The sequence below is a fragment of the Paraburkholderia sp. UYCP14C genome (genome assembly GCF_004197395.1).
In the GTDB taxonomy this organism is placed as follows: Bacteria; Pseudomonadota; Gammaproteobacteria; order Burkholderiales; family Burkholderiaceae; genus Paraburkholderia.
In genome coordinates this window covers 202,542-219,100 of the sequence record NZ_SELS01000001.1, presented here as the reverse complement: position 1 = coordinate 219,100, position 16,559 = coordinate 202,542, and the positions used below count along the sequence as shown (strand labels likewise).

Genomic DNA, 16,559 nt, shown 5'->3' with positions numbered 1-16,559 from the left:
CGCCTCAAAACTCCACCAGCGCAAAATCTTCCTTGCCCACATCGCACAGCGGGCAGCGCCAGTCGGCCGGCACATCGGCCCAGCGCGTGCCCGGCGCGATGCCCTCTTCGGGCAGGCCGGCGGCTTCGTCGTAGACCCAGCCGCAGATCACGCAGACCCATTGCTTGAAGTCGTCGGCCGTGGCGGCGTTCGCGGCCGTCGACGCATCAGGCGATTCGTTCGCAGCGGCATCCGCTGCGAACGTGCGCGCCGTCGCATCGAGGCTTACGACGAGCGGTGCGACCGTGCCGCTACCGGTTCCCGCGAGCCGCGCCTGCAGGCTGTAGAGCAGCCGCTGCGCTTCGTCGTGCGTGAGGTCGATCCAGTACGGATCGCCGGCGCCGTCGTTGAGCCGCTCGGGGGAAAACTGGATTTCTACGGCTACGCCCTTCTTGTACATGGCAATCGGAATCTCGAGAAAGCCGGCGATGCGCGCCGGCACAAGGCTGCCCGCGCGAGGCGGGCGCTGCTTCAGTGCGTCTGCACCAGCAGATTCAGCGCATACGAGGCGATCAGGCCAGCGGCGCCGATCAGGCCGAGCAGTTGCAGCAGAGTGAGGGATTTACGCGAGTTGGTGGGGGGTTGTTGTGTGGTCACGAGCGAGTCTTGAAGTTCGGAAAAAGCGCAATGGTACACGGGTGCGAACGCACCGAATGTCGATTGGCGCAAACTCGCGCGCAATAAAAGTACCGGGCGCTATTATCGCCGCTCGCGCGCCGCGCATTGTCTACCGTGGGGAGATGGATTAATTCCCGGCGAGTGGGAGAGCCGCGCCGGGAAGGGTGCACCGCACGGCGCCGGTCGAACCACCCGCGCCGCGCCGCGCTCAGGTCTTCGCGAGCGGATCTCCCTGACGCGAATCCCAGAAGCGGATCACGGCGGTGTCTCCGGTGCCCGCGCCGACCACCTGGTCCGGCGCGCCGCACTCGCGCAGCAGCGCACGCAGGTCGTTGATGACCGGGAACACCTCGTGATTCCAGTCGGCGCCCTGCGAATCGTGCGCGCGCTGTTCCGCCTCGACGATCTCGCGATCCTCCTTGAAGATGCGCTCGGTGAACCACACCAGCAGCGGCCATGCGAGATGCATCACGCCCGGAATGCCGGGCTTGCGGATCGACAGCACGCCGAACGTTCGGTTGGTGCGCTGCTCGCGATCGAGCGGCACATACACGATCCACAGGTCCATCACCAGCGTCTTCTCATCGTTGCGGATTTGCAGGGTCTGGAACGGGTATTCGGTGCGGATCGTCATTACGTCTTTGTCGTTGAAGCCCCCGGTCTTGCGCCTCTCGCCGAACACCATCGCCTCGCCTAGCGGCTGCTGCCCCTCCATGCGCGCAAACGTGTAGTCGACCTCGACCCAGCCCTCGCCGCGCCGCCGTCCGAGCGAACGCGCACGCATCTGACCCATCTGGCGGCGATGCAGGAACTGATGATTCATGTCCATCAGGTTCTCGTGCATGAACGAATAATGACACTTGACCGGACGACCGAAACGGCGCGTCTTGTACTTCGGGTCCGACACCGAGCGAAAGCCCGGCAGCGGCCGCTCCTGCGCGAGCGCGGCGTCGCCCGGAAACACGAAGATCAGCCCCTCGACTTCGTGACACGGATATGACCGCACGCCGTTCGGCAGACGCTCGCGGCCGAGGTACGGCACGTCGATGCACTTGCCCGCGCAGTCGTAGGTCCAGCCGTGATAGCCGCAGCGAATCGATTCGCCGTCGACCACCCCCTGGTGCAGCGGCACCTGCCGATGCGCGCAACGGTCTTCCAACGCGAACACTTTGCCGCTCTCGGTGCGCGCGAGCACGATCGGATCGCCGGCGAAGGTCACGCCGAGCGTCTTGCCGCGCTTCACTTCATGCGACCACGCGAGTGGATACCAATGATCCGGATGAATGGCGACGCGGCGCAGATCGCGCACGGGGGCGTCGTGAGTGGCGTGACCGGGAGCGTGCGAACAGGTCTGCGATGCGGAAGAAGCGGATGATGCGGGGTTCTGCGACGCCGCCTGGGCAGGCGTCGCGGCAAGCGTTGCGTCGGCGATATCTTGTTCTTGTCCGAGCGGGGGAACAGCATGCATAGGTCAAGCCTCCGTGCACGAGCGGATAGAAGGTTGCCGCCCCGGATCGCGAGGTGGCATCTTCATCAGTCTACTTGAAGCGGCCAGCGCATGGGGCTGGCGACGGCCTGCGCAAAGCGTCGCAGCACACATTGCGAAAGCGCGCGCATCAGCGTGTAGAACTATCTTTACCACGCGCACATTACGGAAAGATTGGCCTCCTCGTTCGCCCGCTGATCAGGCTCTGTTCACATCTCGGCGAGCACCTTCGTTTGCGCCAAAGCCCTTATTGCAAAGCCCGCTCCAGAAACTTTCCGATCTCCAGAGAGTAGGCGCCAGGATGCGAAAACCTGAACATGTGTCCGGTGCGCGGCATGATGACTTCCCGCGATCCTTTGATGCCGTTCAGGAGGATTCCCGCGGCTTCTTTGCCGATCAGCCTGTCTTCCTCGGGAGTCAGGATCAGCGTGGGGACCGCGATCTTCTTCAGCAGGGCCGTATAGTCCGTCTTCGCGATCGAGCGCATGCGGTTGACATAGGCCTTATGCGACGTCTCCCTGATGAAGAAGGCGCGGCTCTTTCCGGCTGACCAGGGGATCTCCCCCTCCTCGTCAAACGACGAAGCCAACTGCGCCGCATGGAACCGAAGCGTGACCTGTCGATAAAAAGGCCCGGGGAAGAACGGCGCAAGCGCCGCCAGCGTTTTGAGCAACGGCGAGGTGATCGGGCTCCTGGCAAAACCGCCGGAGAGCACCAGGCCCTTCAGGCCCTTCGGCTGCCGCGTCGCAAACGCGATCGAGGAGACCGCGCCGTACGAATCGCCAACCAGTACATAGCTCTCCAGGTCTTTCACCTGCCCGGCGATGAAGTCGGCCAGCGTTTCCAGCTCGCACACGTCGTCCGGTAGACGAACTGTACGCATCGGGTGACGCTGCAAATGGGTTAGCTGGTCGAGCTGCCACGGAGCGCCTGCGAAGCAAGGGATCATGACCAGGGTGGGGTCTGTTTTCATGGGATACGCGCGGGTTGAATGAACGACACACGCACTCTAGGGGCCCCGAGGCATTCGATCCAATGACATTTGCACACCATGTCGATGCACGAGATTCATGGTCCCCTGGTCGCTCCAACGACAGCAAGCCCGTGCGGACGTTCAGTCAGCGATCATCATGTCGGTAATCCACCGAACCGCGGGTTCGTTGGCGCGCCCTCGGGCTCGAACAACGAGCACCTCCCAGCCGGGTAACGCCAGCGGAAGCTCGAACAGGCTCAGCTGCGCGGTATCCCGCATCCGCAGTGCGACTCGCTCGGCGATAACGGCAATCGATTCCGACGCGCCGACCATGAACGGCACAGCCAGAAAGCTGGGGCAGGTGGCGCTCACCTTGCGGGTACGGCCGAGCGCCTCCAGCGCATCGTCGACAGCGCCCCGCGGATCGCCGCGCGGCGAGACCAGAATGTGGGGCAGCCGGGCGAAGTCATCCAGTTCCATGTACAGCTTCCTGCCTCGCTTGACCAGCGCTGGATGCCCGTTGCGCGCAATGCCGACGAACCGCTCCTGATGGACGAGCTGGCAATCGAAACGCTGCGGGATCTGGGCAAAAGAGCCGGACCCCAGCACGATGTCGAGATCGCCGGTATCCAGCATGCGCAGCGCGGACTCGATATCGGCCGGCCTGAGCTTCAGCACGGCACCCGGCGCAGCAGCCTGGATCCTGGCCAGAACCGGGGCGACGACGGTCAATATGGCGTGATCCGTGGCCGCCACCGAGAGCGTCGCTTGCAAACGAGCTGGATCGAACTTGCCACGTGGAGTGGCAACCAGCCTGACCGACTCGAGCGCCGCCGCCACTCGCGGCATCAACTCGATGGCCAGCGGCGTCGGCTCGATCCCGCGTGGATGACGAATGAACAGCTGATCGGAAAACGCCGCGCGCAACCTCGACAAAGCATGGCTGGTTGCGGACTGGGACAAATGCAATCGTTCGGCCGCGCGGCCGACGTGCCTTTCGGCCCAAAGCGCCTCGAGTACGACCAGAAGGTTCAGATCGAAACGCGTCAGATCCAGTGGCTTCATGCCGTCAGCCCTCATCGCCCGCGACGAGCCCGGAGCGCCGTTGCACGCCCCATGCACGGCCGCCGCGCAAGAAGTGCAGCCAGCCGAGCGCCGCGCCCAGGTGACGCGCGAGCTGGAACGAGAACGGCTCGGCAACCGCCGCGAGCATCGCCATGCCGAGGCTGTTGCCGCTGCGCTCGCCGGTCCAGCGCCGGTACAGATGGATGCTCCACAGGTAGAACGCCAGATCGATCGCCGTTTTCAGGCCGATCACGCTGAAGATCGACACCACGATCGCGCCGTGTCCGCCGAACAGAAAGCCGAGCAGCAAGGCGAACGCGGTGAGGCCGTAGATCGGCTGCATCGTATCGACCGCCTTGACCGGCAGCATCAGCAGGCCAAGCGTGCCGTAGCGCGGATTGCCGGTCATGTCGCGGTTCCAGTACTGCGTCTGCAGGAAGCCCGCGAACCAGCGGCGGCGCTGGCGCAGAAAGCTCGCGAGGTTGTCGGGCGCGTCGGTGCGTGCATGCGCTTCGCCGACCACGCGCACGTCCCAGCCGAGCCTGTGATCGACCGAATAGCGGCGCAGCCGGTGGATCAGCTCGTAGTCCTCGACCAGACACTGCGGATCGAAGCCGCCGACCGCGACCAGCGCATCGCGCCGGAACGACGCGAACGCGCCCGAGATCAGCAGCAGGCTGTCCGCGCGCATCCATGCGAAACGCGCGATGAAGTTGCGCATGTACTCGTAGGTCTGGAACCACTGGAACACGCGGCCCGACAGCGACTTGCCGCAAACCGGCACGAGGATGCCCGCTGCCGCGACCAGCTTCGGCTCGCTCGCGAATGCGGCGCGCATCGCGTAGGTGGCGTCATCGTCGAGCAGGGTGTCGGCGTCGACGGTCATTACGGTGTCGGTCGTCATCACGGTGATCGCGGCGTTCAGCGCGCGCGCCTTGCCGCCGTGCGGCACGCGCAGCCAGAACAGATTCGGATAGAGCGAGCTCGGCGCGCTCAGCACGCCTTCGGCGGCGGGCACGAGGCCGAAGCGTTGCGTGAGCAACTCGGCGGTGGCGTCGGTGGAGCCGTCGTCGGCGATCACGATCTGCGCCGGACCGTGCGTTTGCCGCAGCAGCGCGGCGAGCGTGACCGGCAGCACGGCCGCCTCGTTATGCGACGCGACGATGACGCCCATGTCCGGCAGCTCGCGCCGTTCGTAGTCGGCTTCGAGCGGCGCCGCGCGGCGCGTCAGCGGCAACGATTTCCACGTGACGAACGCGAGCAGCAACGTGTCATAGACGACATACGCGATACCGGTCGACCACGCGAGCGCGCCACGCAGAAAGAATGCGCGCGCGAACAGCAGCGCCCACAGCACGACGACGCTGGAATGGATCAGCGTGCTCGATAGCGTCGCGCGACGCGGCAGGATGCGTGGCGATGCGACAGCGAGTGCCTGTTCGAGGGTCTTCTTCAAGGCGAATGTTTCAGGTTGAGGATGGTTGCGGTTGGTCGGTGAGGCTGCGTTCGTGCTCGATCGATAATGCGCGCCGCGCCTTCACGGCGTCATGCGCTTCAACACCGATTTGCGATCGAGCCACTCGTGCTTGAGCGCGCCGCCGATATGCATCGCCAGCAACGCATAAAGCGCATAGCCGAGCCACGTATGCAGCGCGCCGAAGCGATCGTGCAACGTCTCTTTCAGTGTCGGATCGAGGTGCATCACATAGCCGATGCGCGGCCACCGGAACAGGCCGAACCACTGCATCGGATGCGTGGCCGCGTCTTTCCACGCGGAATCGTGCAGCCAGCCGGACAGCGGCAACGCGATCATCAGCAGATACAGCGCGAAATGCGCGAGATGCGCGGCAATCTTTTCCCACGACGGAAACTCGCGCGGCAACGGCGGCGGCTGGTGCGACGCGCGCCACAGGATGCGCAGCAGCGCGAGCCCCAGCACCGTGATGCCGATCGATTTATGCGTATCGATCACCGGACGCACCCAGTCGTCGGGCAGCGAATCCGCAGACAGACCGAGCCCGACGTTGACGATCATCAGCAACGCGATCAGCCAGTGCAGCGTCATTGCGGTGCGCGTGTAGCGTGGCGGGCGAATTGCTTCGGTCGAATCGGTCAGGGGGTTCGTTTGGGTGTTCATGGGGATTCCGTTCGCTACGGCATGAATGCCGCGAAAGCTGTTTGAAACTCGGCGCTACCGGTATCAGGCTAACTCCCAAGTGTGCCGCTTTATTCCGCAAAGCGCTTAACGTGCATGTTTCAGTTTGTTGCGGGCTTCTGATTTCCGGCGCCGCTGCGTTTCACGGAACGCCGCGCGTCCTTGCCTCGTTCATCGCTCAACTGGCGCTCGCCCCACGCGCGCACCGCATCGGCGAACAGCCGCAGCGCGGTCGGCGGGTGACGGTTGGCCGGGTAGTACAGGCACAAGCCCGCGAACGTCGGGCTCCACTCGGGCAGCAACGGCGCGAGCCGGCCGCTCGCGACATGCTCGGTTACATGGTCGAACGGCACCCAGGCAATGCCGATGCCGGCCAACGCCGCTTCGACCATCAGGTTCAGATTGCCGAGCGTCATCGGCCCATCGACGTCGATGCTCGCGCTCTTGCCGCGGTGCGTGAGGTCCCAGCGATACAGCGTGCCGCTTTCAAAGCGAAAGCGAATGCAACGGTGCTGCAGCAGATCGTGCGGCGCCGTGGGCGCGGGATGACGCGCTAGATAGTCGGGCGACGCGACCGCCACCAGACGCATGTCGCGCCCGAAGCGGATCGCGATCATGTCGCGCGGCACGTCCTCGAGCACGCGAATGCCCGCATCGAGCCCTTCGGCGACGATATCGACGAGCCTCGAATCGACCACGAACTCGACGTGGATCTCCGGATAGCGCGCGAAGAAATCCGGCAGCACGTGCTGCACGAGCTGTTTCGCGGATGCCTCCGAAGCGCTGATGCGGATCGTGCCCGACGGCCGGTTGCGCGCGGCCGTGACTTCCACGACCGCGTCGTCGAGGTCGGCGAGCGCCGGGCGCACACGCCGTAGCAATTGCTCGCCGGCCTCCGTCAACGCGACCGAGCGCGTGGTGCGATTGAAGAGCCGCACGTCGAGGCGCGACTCCATGTTGCGCATCGCGTGACTCAACGCCGACGGCGACAGCCCGAGCACGCGCGCGGCGGCGCTGAAGCTGCGCTGCTCGGCGATCGTGATGAAGGCGGTCAGTTCGGCGAGGCCTGCACGGGGTAGCCGGGAATTTGGCATTTGTGAATTCGATTCAATACCTCATGCAAGTATAGAGATATTGTTGAGTCAGGCACAGCAACCTAAACTCGCTTCCAGTGCCACGAACTGCATGGCTCGTCCCGCATCCCACGTGTCGTGGTGCCGGCCGCGGCCGGGGTCCCGCGCGTCAACTGGAGCATCGTATGCAAACACGTCAACTCGGCAAAAGCGGCCTCGAAGTCTCCGCGCTCGGCCTCGGCTGCATGGGCCTGAGCTTCGGCTACGGCCCCGCCACGGAAAAAGCGGCCGGCATCGAACTGATCCGCACGGCCTTCGAGCGCGGCGTCACGTTCTTCGATACCGCCGAAGTCTATGGTCCGTTCGTCAACGAGGAACTGGTCGGCGAGGCGCTCGCCCCGTTTCGCGATCAGGTGGTGATCGCGACCAAGTTCGGCTTTCAGGACGGCGATTCGAAAAAGCCGCTCGACAGCCGCCCTGAAAACATTCGCGCCGTCGTCGAGGCCTCGCTCAAGCGTCTGAAAACCGATCGCATCGATCTGCTCTATCAGCATCGCGTCGATCCGAACGTGCCGATCGAGGATGTCGCGGGCGCGGTGAAAGATCTGATCGCCGCGGGCAAGGTCGGGCACTTCGGCCTGTCGGAAGCGAGCGTGGAGTCGATCCGACGCGCGCACGCGGTGCAGCCGGTCGCGGCGTTGCAAAGCGAGTACTCGTTGTGGTGGCGTGAGCCCGAAGCAAGCGTGCTGCCGACGCTCGAAGAACTCGGTATCGGCTTCGTGCCGTTCAGCCCGCTCGGCAAGGGCTTTCTGACCGGCGCAATCGACGAACGCACGACCTTCGACAAGAGCGATTTCCGCAATATCGTGCCGCGCTTCTCGGAAGAGAATCGCAAGGCGAACGCCGCGCTCGTCGACGTGCTCGGCCGGATCGCGGACGGCAAAGGCACGACGCGCGCGCAGATCGCACTCGCGTGGCTGCTCGCGCAAAAGCCGTGGATCGTGCCGATTCCGGGCACGACGAAGCTGGCGCGCCTCGACGAGAACGTCGGCGCCGCCAGCGTCGTGCTGACCCCGGCGGATCTCGCCGACATCGAAGCGGCGCTCGAGCAGGTCAAGGTGGCGGGCGAGCGCTATCCGGCGCAACTTCAGAAGTTCGTTAACCGCTAAGCGGTGCGTGGTCGCGGCGTTTCAGCTTTTGGGCTTGCGCCGCGCTTTGCCGGGCGCTTTGCTCGATGGTTTGTCCGGCGTTTCGCCCGGCGTGCCGCAGATCAGCGCGACACCAGCCTGCGCCGTTGCGCGCAGCGACTCGCGCGAGTCACCCGCGCGCGAGCGCAGCGCGAGAGTATGCAGAATCGCCGATGCGACTTTGGCGAGCAGCGCGGGACTCGCGGCCGCATCGAGTTCCCCTTGTGCCTGCGCACGTTCGAGCCGTCGCTCGAACTCGGCATCGAACGTGGCGAGGCCCCGCGCGAGTTTGTCGCGCACCTGCGCATCCGCTCTCGATTCCACCGCCGCCGTGCCGATCAGAAAGCACCCGCGCGCCACCTCGCCCGGCGGAAAGTAAAGTGCGAGCGCGCCGTCGTACACGGCCAGCAATGCATCGGCGAGCGGCCGATCGCCATGCAGCGCGGCTTGCATCGCGTCGCGGCCCAGCGCGATGTAACGGTCCAGCGTGTCGAGATACAGCGCGTGCTTGTCGCCGAAGGCGCCGTACAGGCTCGGCCGGTTCATGCCGGTTGCGTCGCTCAACGTATCGAGCGACGTGCCCGAGTAGCCGCCATGCCAGAACGCGTCGCGCGCATCGTTCAACGCCTGATGCGAATCGTAGTTGCGCGGCCGTCCGCGCGGGCGTTTTTCACTTTTTGTACCGGTATGCATGAAATTCTCTGGCGTCGTCGATTTTTGTTCACTATAGTACAAAAACACCTTCACCGACGATTGGAGACATCAGCATGGAGCTCTATTTTTCGCCGCTCGCCTGTTCGCTCGCCACGCGCATTTCGCTCTACGAGGCCGGCGCCGACGCGCGCTTTATCGAAGTCGACACGAAATCGAAGCGGCTGCGCGACGGCTCCGATTTCTATCCGATCAATCCGCTGGGCCAGGTGCCCGTGCTTCGCACCAACGACGGTTGGCTGCTGCGGGAAAACACCGCGATCCTGCCTTATGTCGCCGACGCCTTTCCGGCAGCCGCGCTCGCGCCGCAGCCCGGCACGGCGGAACGGGCGAAATTGCAGGAGTGGCTAGGGTTCATCAGCACCGAGTTGCATAAGGCGGTGTTCGTGCCGCTGCTAGATGAGCAGGCGCCCGCCGACGTTCATAGCTATACGCGCAAGAAGGTGGCGTTGCGGCTGGATCTGCTGGAGCGGCATTTGCATGGACGCGAGTTTTTGCTAGAGCGGTTTTCCGTCGCGGATGCTTATCTGGTTACCGTGCTGAACTGGGCGCGCTATGGGGGCGTCGAGCTCGAGCAATGGCCATCCGTGCAGAAGTACTACGAACGAATCACCCGTAGGGCTTCGGTTGCAAAAGCATTGGCGGAGGAGTTCGTGCTCTATCGTGACGAGCAGGAGAGGCGAAAAGCGGCGGCGACGTAAGATGGCTCGCTAGCTCAACCGCAAACTCCGCAACACCTCGAGCACATACTGACTCGGACGCTCCACCGTCCCCGCGCGAAAGGCCAGCCCCAACTGCCGCCACAACGCCGGGCGCAGCGCACGCGTGACGATGCGCGCGTCGGCCGTTGAGCGGCTGGCTTCCTGCGGCAGCAGCGCGGCGCCGTATCCCGCTGCCACGAGGCTCTTGATCGCATCCGAGTAGTTGAGCTGGATGCGCGGCGTGGGGTGCTGCCCCGCCGCGCTGAACCACTCCGTCGTCAAACGGGAAAGCCGCGTGGTGGCGTCGTTCAGGATCAGCGGCTTCGCGGCGATCCATTGCGGCGTGATGCGCGCCGGACACTTCCACCCGGCCGGCATGAATGCGACCACCTGATCGCGGCGCCATTTCTCGATCGATAGCCCGCGTATCGGCGCTTGCGGCAACGCCACGATGCCCACGTCTAGCGACTCGTCCGCGAGTCGCGTCAGCGTTTCCTGCGAAGTCAGTACGGCGATTTGCACATCGATGCCGGGATGCTCCTCGGCCAATCGTTCCAACGCTCGCGGCAGCAGATTCGCGATGGCCGCGGTGGAAGCGCCGAGCCGAACCCGTCCGCCGAGCCCCTCCACCTGTCGCCGCACGTCTTCCAACGCCTGCTCGGCGTTGGCCAGCAACTGACGCGCATAAGCCACCAGCGTCTCGCCGATCGCCGAGGCCCGCACCTCACCGCGTTTGCGCGACAGCAGCGGCGCGCCGACACGGCTTTCGAGATCCGCGATATGCAGACTGACCGTGGGCGGTGCGAGATGCAGAACGCGAGCGGCCTCGGCAAAAGAGCCGAGGTCGGCGACGACGACGAGGGTGCGCAGGCGGTCGAGACTGATCTCTCTCATCGGAATGGGAATGGCATCGGTCAGAAAAGCTGAATCAGGTGGTCAGTAAACTCAACTTTTCCAATCTTACGTGCAGATGGAAGATGGTGGCGCTGGTTTTTTCAACGCGGACTATCGGGGCCATCGGCATGAACTCATCTTCAACGGGAAGCTGCGAGTCGCGGGAGGCTTCGCATCGGCTGGACGCTATGTCGGACAACGCCAGGTCGTTACTGCTCGGGCTCGTCTTTACAGGCGTCGTGCTGGCCTTCGCCGTGATGGCGATGATCTGGACGGCCTCTCGCCCCCCGCTTAAGGGCAAGGACTGCTCCGGCCGCATCGCAAACGACGAACATGCAAGCCTCGTCGCGTTCTTCCAGGACCCGGCGGACCAGGGCGCGTTGCTGCAGGCGATCGAGGACTGCGCGAAATAAGGCCGATGGCGGCGGGTTAGCGTGCCCGCCGACCGCGCCATCCCACACCCCCGTCAGGGAAAATCCCACTTCCTGCCATACCACGGGCACAATACCCGGCGATAATGCCGGTGCATCCCGCGGCTTTTCCGTTCGACATCCGAACGCGCCGATGCCCGCGCCGCCAGTATTCCCTTTCGATGCACCCATGAGCCACGCCACCGCCGACCACCCCGCTTCCGCCGACTCCGCCCCGAACTCGCCACGCTTCCTGCTGTTCCTGATCTGCCTGTTCGCGTCCGCCGGACAGCTCGCCATCGACATCTACGTGCCTGCGCTGCCCGCGATGGCGCGCTACTTCGGCACCTCGCCGCAAGCGATCCAGACCAGCGTCACCGGCTATATGGCCGCCTACGCGCTCGGCCAGCTGATCTTCGGTCCGATCGCCGACGCGTACGGCCGCAAGCGCGTGCTCGCGTTCGGTCTGACCGTCTACACGGTCGGCTGCCTGCTGTCGCTCGCGGCGCCGAATCTGGAGACGTTCATCCTCGCCCGCGCACTGCAGGGCTTCGGCATCGCGAGCACGAACCTGCTTGCGAAAGCGATCATCACCGATTCGTTCGCGGGCCAGGCGTTGCTGCATGCGTTCACGTACATGTCGATCGCGTGGGGGCTCGCGCCGATCGTCGCGCCGGTGATCGGCGCGCATCTGCAGACGGCGTTCGGCTGGCGCGCGTGCCTCGTGTTCCTGCTGATCTATTCGCTGGTGATGTGGGCGCTGCTGTGGCGCTATCGCGAGACCTTGCCGAAGCCCGTGCATCTCGAACCGCGCACGCTGATCGCGAACGCGCGCAAAGTGCTCGCGAGCCCCGTGTTCCAGAGCTGCTTCCTCGCGCAGGGCCTGTGCTACAGCATCCTGCTCGTGTTCAACATCGTCGGGCCGTTCATGGTGCAGACCACGCTGCACGAGCCGCCGACTTTCTTCGGCTACCTCGCGCTCGGCATCGGCATGATGTACTTCCTCGGCGGTCTGTCGAATCGCCTGCACGGTCCGGGTCTGCCGAGCGCCGAGAAGCGGCTGCGTATCGGCTCGCGGCTGATGGCGGCCGCGTCGCTTGCGATGCTGCTGCTTGCGTTGACGGTCGGCCTGCGCGTGTGGACACTCGCGACGCCCGTGCTGGTGATGGGCTTCTGCGCCGGCGCGATGTATCCGACGCTGATGGCGAAGGGCAATTCGCTGTTCCCGCACATCGCGGGTCTGACGAGCGCGATTCTCGGCTGCGCGCTGTTGCTGGTGTCGTCGGCGATGATGGGGTTGGCCGGCTTCGTGTCGGTGCAGGTGCTCACGCCGCTCGCGCTGTTCTTCGTGGTCCTCGCGTTCGTCGTCGTCTTGATGGTGACGAAGCTGCTGCGCCATCTCGAGCAGGTACAGCCGGCGACCGCTGCGACCGCGAGCGGCAACGCCGCGTGAGCCGGTACATGGGCTTCACCGGGCGCCAGACCATCGTCTGTACACGCGCGGATCGATGAACCGCGTGCGCGAGCGCGACTCAGCATCCGCGTCCACGCGAATCGATCCGACCGTGTGGAAGGTCGCGGCGGTCGTGTCGATCGGCTCGTTCATGTCGCAGATGGACTCGACGCTCGTCAACGTGTCGCTGTCGACGATCGGCCATACGCTCGATGCGTCGATCGCCACCGCGCAGTGGATCGTCAGCGGCTACCTGCTCGCGATGGCGTTGATGTTGCCGCTCAACGGCTGGCTGGTCGACCGCATCGGCGCGAAGCGCCTGTACCTGTTCTGCTTTTCCACGTTCACGATAGCGTCGATGCTGTGTGGCGCCGCGCAGACGATCGGCGGGCTGATCGGCGCGCGCATCTTCCAGGGCCTCGTTGCCGGTGTGCTCGTGCCGATGGCGCAGATGATGATCGGACGCGTGGCCGGCAAGAATCTCGAGCGCGTGATGGGCTATACCGCGCTGCCGATCCTGCTCGGGCCGATTCTCGGCCCGGTGCTGGCAGGGCTCGTCCTCGCGCACACGAGTTGGCCCTGGCTGTTCTTCATCAATGTTCCGGTGGGTGTTTTCGGCGTCGCGATGGCGGTGTTGCTGCTGCCGCGCGATGCCGCCGCGTCGCAGAAGCGACCGTTCGATTTCACCGGCTTTGCGTTGATCTCCCCTGGGCTCGTCGCGCTGGTCTATGGACTTCAGGACGCATCGCGTGCGGTCGGTCTCGCGTGTCTGCTCGCGGGCGTCGTGTTTCTCGCCTGGTTCGTGCTGCACGCGAGGCGCAAAGGCGATGCCGCGCTGATCGACGTGCGCATGTTTGCGACGCGTACCTTCTCGGTCGCGGCACTCGCGCAGTTCTTCGCGAACGGCATCATGTATGGACGCCAGCTTGCCGTGCCGCTGTTTCTGATCGCGGGCTGCGGCTTGTCGGCTGCGCACGCCGGCGGCCTGCTCGCGGCCACCGGCGTCGGCATGATGTGCTCGTTTGCGCTGCTCGGCTGGTTGACCGAGCGGCTCGGCTGCCGCGCGCTCGCGGCGGGCGGCGCCTTGCTGGCGTTTCTGAGCACGCTCGTGTTTCTGTGGATGAGCGTCGCTTCGTTCTCCGCCGGATGGGCCGCTGTCAGTCTGTTCTTCGCTGGCGTCGGTCAGGGGACGATCAGCGTGCCGTCGATCTCGGCCGCGTATTCGTCGATCGCGAGACAGAGGCTCGCGGTCGCGAATACGGCGTTGAACATCGCGCAGAGAGTGGGCGGTCCGTTCGCGACGACGCTGCTTTCGATGGTGATCGCGTCGACGTTGCACGGTGCCTCGGGTGCACAGCCGAGCCGGTTTTTGCCGACGTTCGCGCTGCTGGCCGCGCTGCATTTGCTGTGCTTCGCGGCGGCGATGTTTCTGCCGCTTCGGGTTCAGAGCGCGAAGAACGCCTGACTACGCATTACTGCGCCTACGCTTCACAGTAGCCGCAAACCTCCATCGCACTCGATCACCGCCCCCGTCATAAACGTGTTCTCCAGCAGAAACTGCAGCGCGTGCGCGACATCGTCGGCATGGCCGACACGCCGCACCGGTAACGTTTCGCTTTGCTGACGAAACAGCTCGCTCTTCACGCTTGCGGGAAATCGGTCCCACCAGGGCGTATCGATCACACCCGGGGACACCGCGTTCACGCGCAACGGCGCCAGCTCGCGCGCCAGCGTGCCGATCATGCTTTCGAGCGCGCCATTGATCGCGCCCAGACCCGCCGTGCCCGGATTCGCGATGCGCGCCGAGATCGCGGTCAGAAACGTCACGCTGCCGTCGCGACGCAGCGTCGGCAGCGCGGTCTGCGCCGCTTCGAGCTGCGGCCAGAACTTGGCCTCGAAACCGCGCCGCAGCGCCGCCAGATCGAGTTGGGCAAACGGCCCCGCACCTTCGCCGCCCGACAGCGTCAGCACCAGATGATCGACCTGGCCGACGCTACCGAAGAAGCGTTCGAGCGCCGCGCGATCGGTGCAATCGAGCGCTTCGCCGGTCACGCGTCCGTCGATGCCGCTCAGCGCATCGTCCAGCTTGGCGCGGTCGCGCCCCACCGCCACAACGCTCGCGCCGGCCGCCGCGAGCCGCGCCACCGTCGCAAGTCCGACACCCGACGAGCCACCCAGCACCACGACCTTCTGATTTTGCCAATCCATGTGATTGCTCCTGAGAGTGAACGGAAGACCCCGTGGCAGTAGAATGCGCGTTGCGTGCCCATCACTCAAATCGTTTAATGTCATGGCCAACATCATTGAAAATGATTTTCGGCGCTTCGACCTGAACCTGCTGCTGACCTTCCGCGCGCTGCTGGAAGAGCGCAGCGTCACACGTGCCGCACAGCGGATGTTCCTTGGGCAACCGGCCGTCAGCGGCGCGCTGAAACGCTTGCGCGAAACCTTCGGCGACGAGCTGTTCGTGCGCACGCCGCAAGGCATGACGCCCACGCCGCGCGCGCTCGAACTCGCGCGGCAGATCGAACCGTTCCTGCAATCGCTGCATCAGGCGCTCACGCAGCCGTCCGTCTTCGATCCGGCACGCGCGCAGCGAGTGTTCCGCATCGGCCTCAGCGATTCGCTCGAACTGCTGTTGATGCCGGAGATCATGGCGCGCCTCGCCGACACGGCGCCCGGCGTGAAGCTGATCGCGCGCTCCACCGATTCGACACGCGCCGCCGCGATGCTCGACGATGGCGCGATCGAACTCGCGGTCGGCGTCTTCCGCGAGTGCGTGCCGTGGCAGCGCCGCATGCCGCTGTTTTCATGGCGCTTCGTGAGCGTCTACAACCCGCGGCTCGTCAGGACGCGCCGCAAGAGTCTGTCGATGGACGAATTTTTGCGCCATCGCCATGTGCTGACTTCGTTCAGTGCGGAGCTGCGCGGCTTCATCGATGAACGACTCGAGCTGCAGGGACTGAAACGCGAGGTCGTGTTTTCAAGCTCGAACTTCGCGACCAGTCCGTTCATCGTGCAACGCACGGCGGCGATCGCGACGGTGCCGGAGTTCATCGGCCGCGTGTGGCGCGATACGCTCGGTCTCGCGCTCAGTCCGTTGCCGTTCGAGGTGCCGGGCTACGAGGTTTCGCTGATGTGGGCCGCGGCGCACGATCAGGACCCGGCACTCGCGTGGTTGAAGCGCGAGTTCGCGGATGCGTTCGGCACGAGCGACGGCACCGCGCGTGCAGCGTCCTGACAGCGACGTGTGCTACGGTTCGGAAACGTCGCGTCTCCAGTTCATGCCAGGAGGAAATCCCGATGACTCAGCACGTCGCAAAAGGCACCTTCATCGTCTCCCTTCAACCGATGCCGTTCGAAAACGCGGACGCCGAATCGAAGCTCGGCCGCATGTCGATCGACAAGCAGATCTCCGGCGATCTCGCCGCGACCACCCAGGGGCAAATGCTGAGTGCGATGACGGACGTCAAAGGCTCGGCCGGCTATGTGGCGATCGAACAGGTCACGGGCACGCTTGCGGGCAAGCACGGTACGTTCGTGCTGCAGCATATCGGCGTGATGAATCGCGGCGCCGCGTCGCTGAAGGTGACGGTCGTGCCGGATTCGGGCACGGGCGAACTGAGCGGCATTGAAGGCGAGTTCAGAATCGACATCGTCGACGGTGCGCATTCGTACGAGTTCGCTTATCGTCTGCCCGGCGATTGACACGCCGAACATCGGGCGCCCTCGACACGAGCTAGCCGGGCAAGCAGGATACGGAGCAAGACCCCGTACCCCGCTGCCAGGCTATC

At 64.9% G+C, this 16,559-nt stretch carries 18 protein-coding genes; 7 read left to right on the top strand and 11 right to left on the bottom strand.

Translation table 11 applies throughout. The features are described from left to right. Positions 1–4: 4 nt before the first annotated feature. The 8 genes from EVC45_RS01000 to EVC45_RS00965 form a co-directional block, all read right to left on the bottom strand. Positions 5–439, bottom strand: coding sequence for a rubredoxin (locus EVC45_RS01000; RefSeq protein WP_129956322.1), 435 nt, complete (start codon positions 437–439; stop codon positions 5–7). A gap of 71 nt (positions 440–510) precedes the next feature. Next, positions 511–636 carry a hypothetical protein gene (locus EVC45_RS47555; RefSeq protein WP_306770726.1) on the bottom strand — a complete coding sequence of 42 codons (126 nt, stop codon included), beginning with the start codon at positions 634–636 and terminating at the stop codon, positions 511–513. 229 nt (positions 637–865) lie between these two features. Further along, a complete protein-coding gene (locus EVC45_RS00990; protein WP_129956177.1) occupies positions 866–2,125 on the bottom strand; it encodes an aromatic ring-hydroxylating dioxygenase subunit alpha in 1,260 nt (419 codons plus the stop codon). Between the two features lie 265 nt (positions 2,126–2,390). Then, positions 2,391–3,116: an alpha/beta fold hydrolase gene (locus EVC45_RS00985; RefSeq protein WP_129956176.1), complete on the bottom strand. Its 726-nt coding sequence runs from the start codon at positions 3,114–3,116 to the stop codon at positions 2,391–2,393. 141 nt (positions 3,117–3,257) lie between these two features. After that, positions 3,258–4,181, bottom strand: coding sequence for a LysR family transcriptional regulator (locus EVC45_RS00980; protein WP_129956175.1), 924 nt, complete (start codon positions 4,179–4,181; stop codon positions 3,258–3,260). Between the two features lie 4 nt (positions 4,182–4,185). Further along, positions 4,186–5,637 carry a glycosyltransferase gene (locus EVC45_RS00975; protein WP_129956174.1) on the bottom strand — a complete coding sequence of 484 codons (1,452 nt, stop codon included), beginning with the start codon at positions 5,635–5,637 and terminating at the stop codon, positions 4,186–4,188. Between the two features lie 81 nt (positions 5,638–5,718). Further along, positions 5,719–6,318 carry a cytochrome b gene (locus tag EVC45_RS00970; RefSeq protein ID WP_129956173.1) on the bottom strand — a complete coding sequence of 200 codons (600 nt, stop codon included), beginning with the start codon at positions 6,316–6,318 and terminating at the stop codon, positions 5,719–5,721. A gap of 119 nt (positions 6,319–6,437) precedes the next feature. Continuing rightward, complete coding sequence (locus tag EVC45_RS00965; protein WP_129956172.1) at positions 6,438–7,430, bottom strand: LysR family transcriptional regulator; 993 nt, start codon at positions 7,428–7,430, stop codon at positions 6,438–6,440. A gap of 164 nt (positions 7,431–7,594) precedes the next feature. On the opposite strand from EVC45_RS00965, the gene EVC45_RS00960 reads away from it, so the two are divergent. Continuing rightward, entirely contained in the window at positions 7,595–8,578 is a 984-nt protein-coding gene (locus tag EVC45_RS00960; protein WP_129956171.1) for an aldo/keto reductase, read from the top strand. A gap of 21 nt (positions 8,579–8,599) precedes the next feature. Here EVC45_RS00960 and EVC45_RS00955 read toward each other — a convergent pair whose 3' ends face one another. Further along, positions 8,600–9,289 (bottom strand): TetR/AcrR family transcriptional regulator, encoded by a 690-nt coding sequence (locus EVC45_RS00955; protein WP_129956170.1) that lies wholly within the window; start codon positions 9,287–9,289, stop codon positions 8,600–8,602. Between the two features lie 74 nt (positions 9,290–9,363). On the opposite strand from EVC45_RS00955, the gene EVC45_RS00950 reads away from it, so the two are divergent. Beyond that, on the top strand, positions 9,364–10,008 hold the full coding sequence (locus EVC45_RS00950) for a glutathione binding-like protein (protein ID WP_129956169.1): 645 nt from the start codon (positions 9,364–9,366) through the stop codon (positions 10,006–10,008). Positions 10,009–10,017: 9 nt separating this feature from the next. On the opposite strand, the gene EVC45_RS00945 is transcribed toward EVC45_RS00950, so the two are convergent. Then, the gene (locus EVC45_RS00945) at positions 10,018–10,902 is read right to left on the bottom strand and encodes a LysR family transcriptional regulator (RefSeq protein ID WP_129956168.1); all 885 of its coding nucleotides are present in this window, start codon (positions 10,900–10,902) and stop codon (positions 10,018–10,020) included. An 83-nt stretch (positions 10,903–10,985) separates the two neighbouring features. Between EVC45_RS00945 and EVC45_RS00940 the strand changes: the two genes are divergently transcribed. The 3 genes from EVC45_RS00940 to EVC45_RS00930 all read left to right on the top strand — a co-directional run bounded on the left by EVC45_RS00940 (position 10,986) and on the right by EVC45_RS00930 (position 14,230). Further along, positions 10,986–11,315 (top strand): hypothetical protein, encoded by a 330-nt coding sequence (locus EVC45_RS00940; protein WP_248294995.1) that lies wholly within the window; start codon positions 10,986–10,988, stop codon positions 11,313–11,315. A 187-nt stretch (positions 11,316–11,502) separates the two neighbouring features. Beyond that, the gene (locus EVC45_RS00935; RefSeq protein ID WP_129956167.1) at positions 11,503–12,765 is read left to right on the top strand and encodes a multidrug effflux MFS transporter; all 1,263 of its coding nucleotides are present in this window, start codon (positions 11,503–11,505) and stop codon (positions 12,763–12,765) included. Between the two features lie 55 nt (positions 12,766–12,820). Continuing rightward, the gene (locus EVC45_RS00930; RefSeq protein ID WP_129956166.1) at positions 12,821–14,230 is read left to right on the top strand and encodes a DHA2 family efflux MFS transporter permease subunit; all 1,410 of its coding nucleotides are present in this window, start codon (positions 12,821–12,823) and stop codon (positions 14,228–14,230) included. Positions 14,231–14,253: 23 nt separating this feature from the next. Here the strand turns inward: EVC45_RS00930 and EVC45_RS00925 are convergent, their stop codons facing one another. Further along, positions 14,254–14,973: an SDR family oxidoreductase gene (locus tag EVC45_RS00925; protein WP_129956165.1), complete on the bottom strand. Its 720-nt coding sequence runs from the start codon at positions 14,971–14,973 to the stop codon at positions 14,254–14,256. Between the two features lie 82 nt (positions 14,974–15,055). Here EVC45_RS00925 and EVC45_RS00920 point away from each other — a divergent pair, with 82 nt between their 5' ends. Both EVC45_RS00920 and EVC45_RS00915 read left to right on the top strand, forming a co-directional pair. Beyond that, a complete protein-coding gene (locus EVC45_RS00920) occupies positions 15,056–16,006 on the top strand; it encodes a LysR family transcriptional regulator (RefSeq protein ID WP_129956164.1) in 951 nt (316 codons plus the stop codon). A 62-nt stretch (positions 16,007–16,068) separates the two neighbouring features. Further along, entirely contained in the window at positions 16,069–16,473 is a 405-nt protein-coding gene (locus tag EVC45_RS00915; RefSeq protein ID WP_129956163.1) for a DUF3224 domain-containing protein, read from the top strand. Positions 16,474–16,559 lie beyond the last annotated feature (86 nt).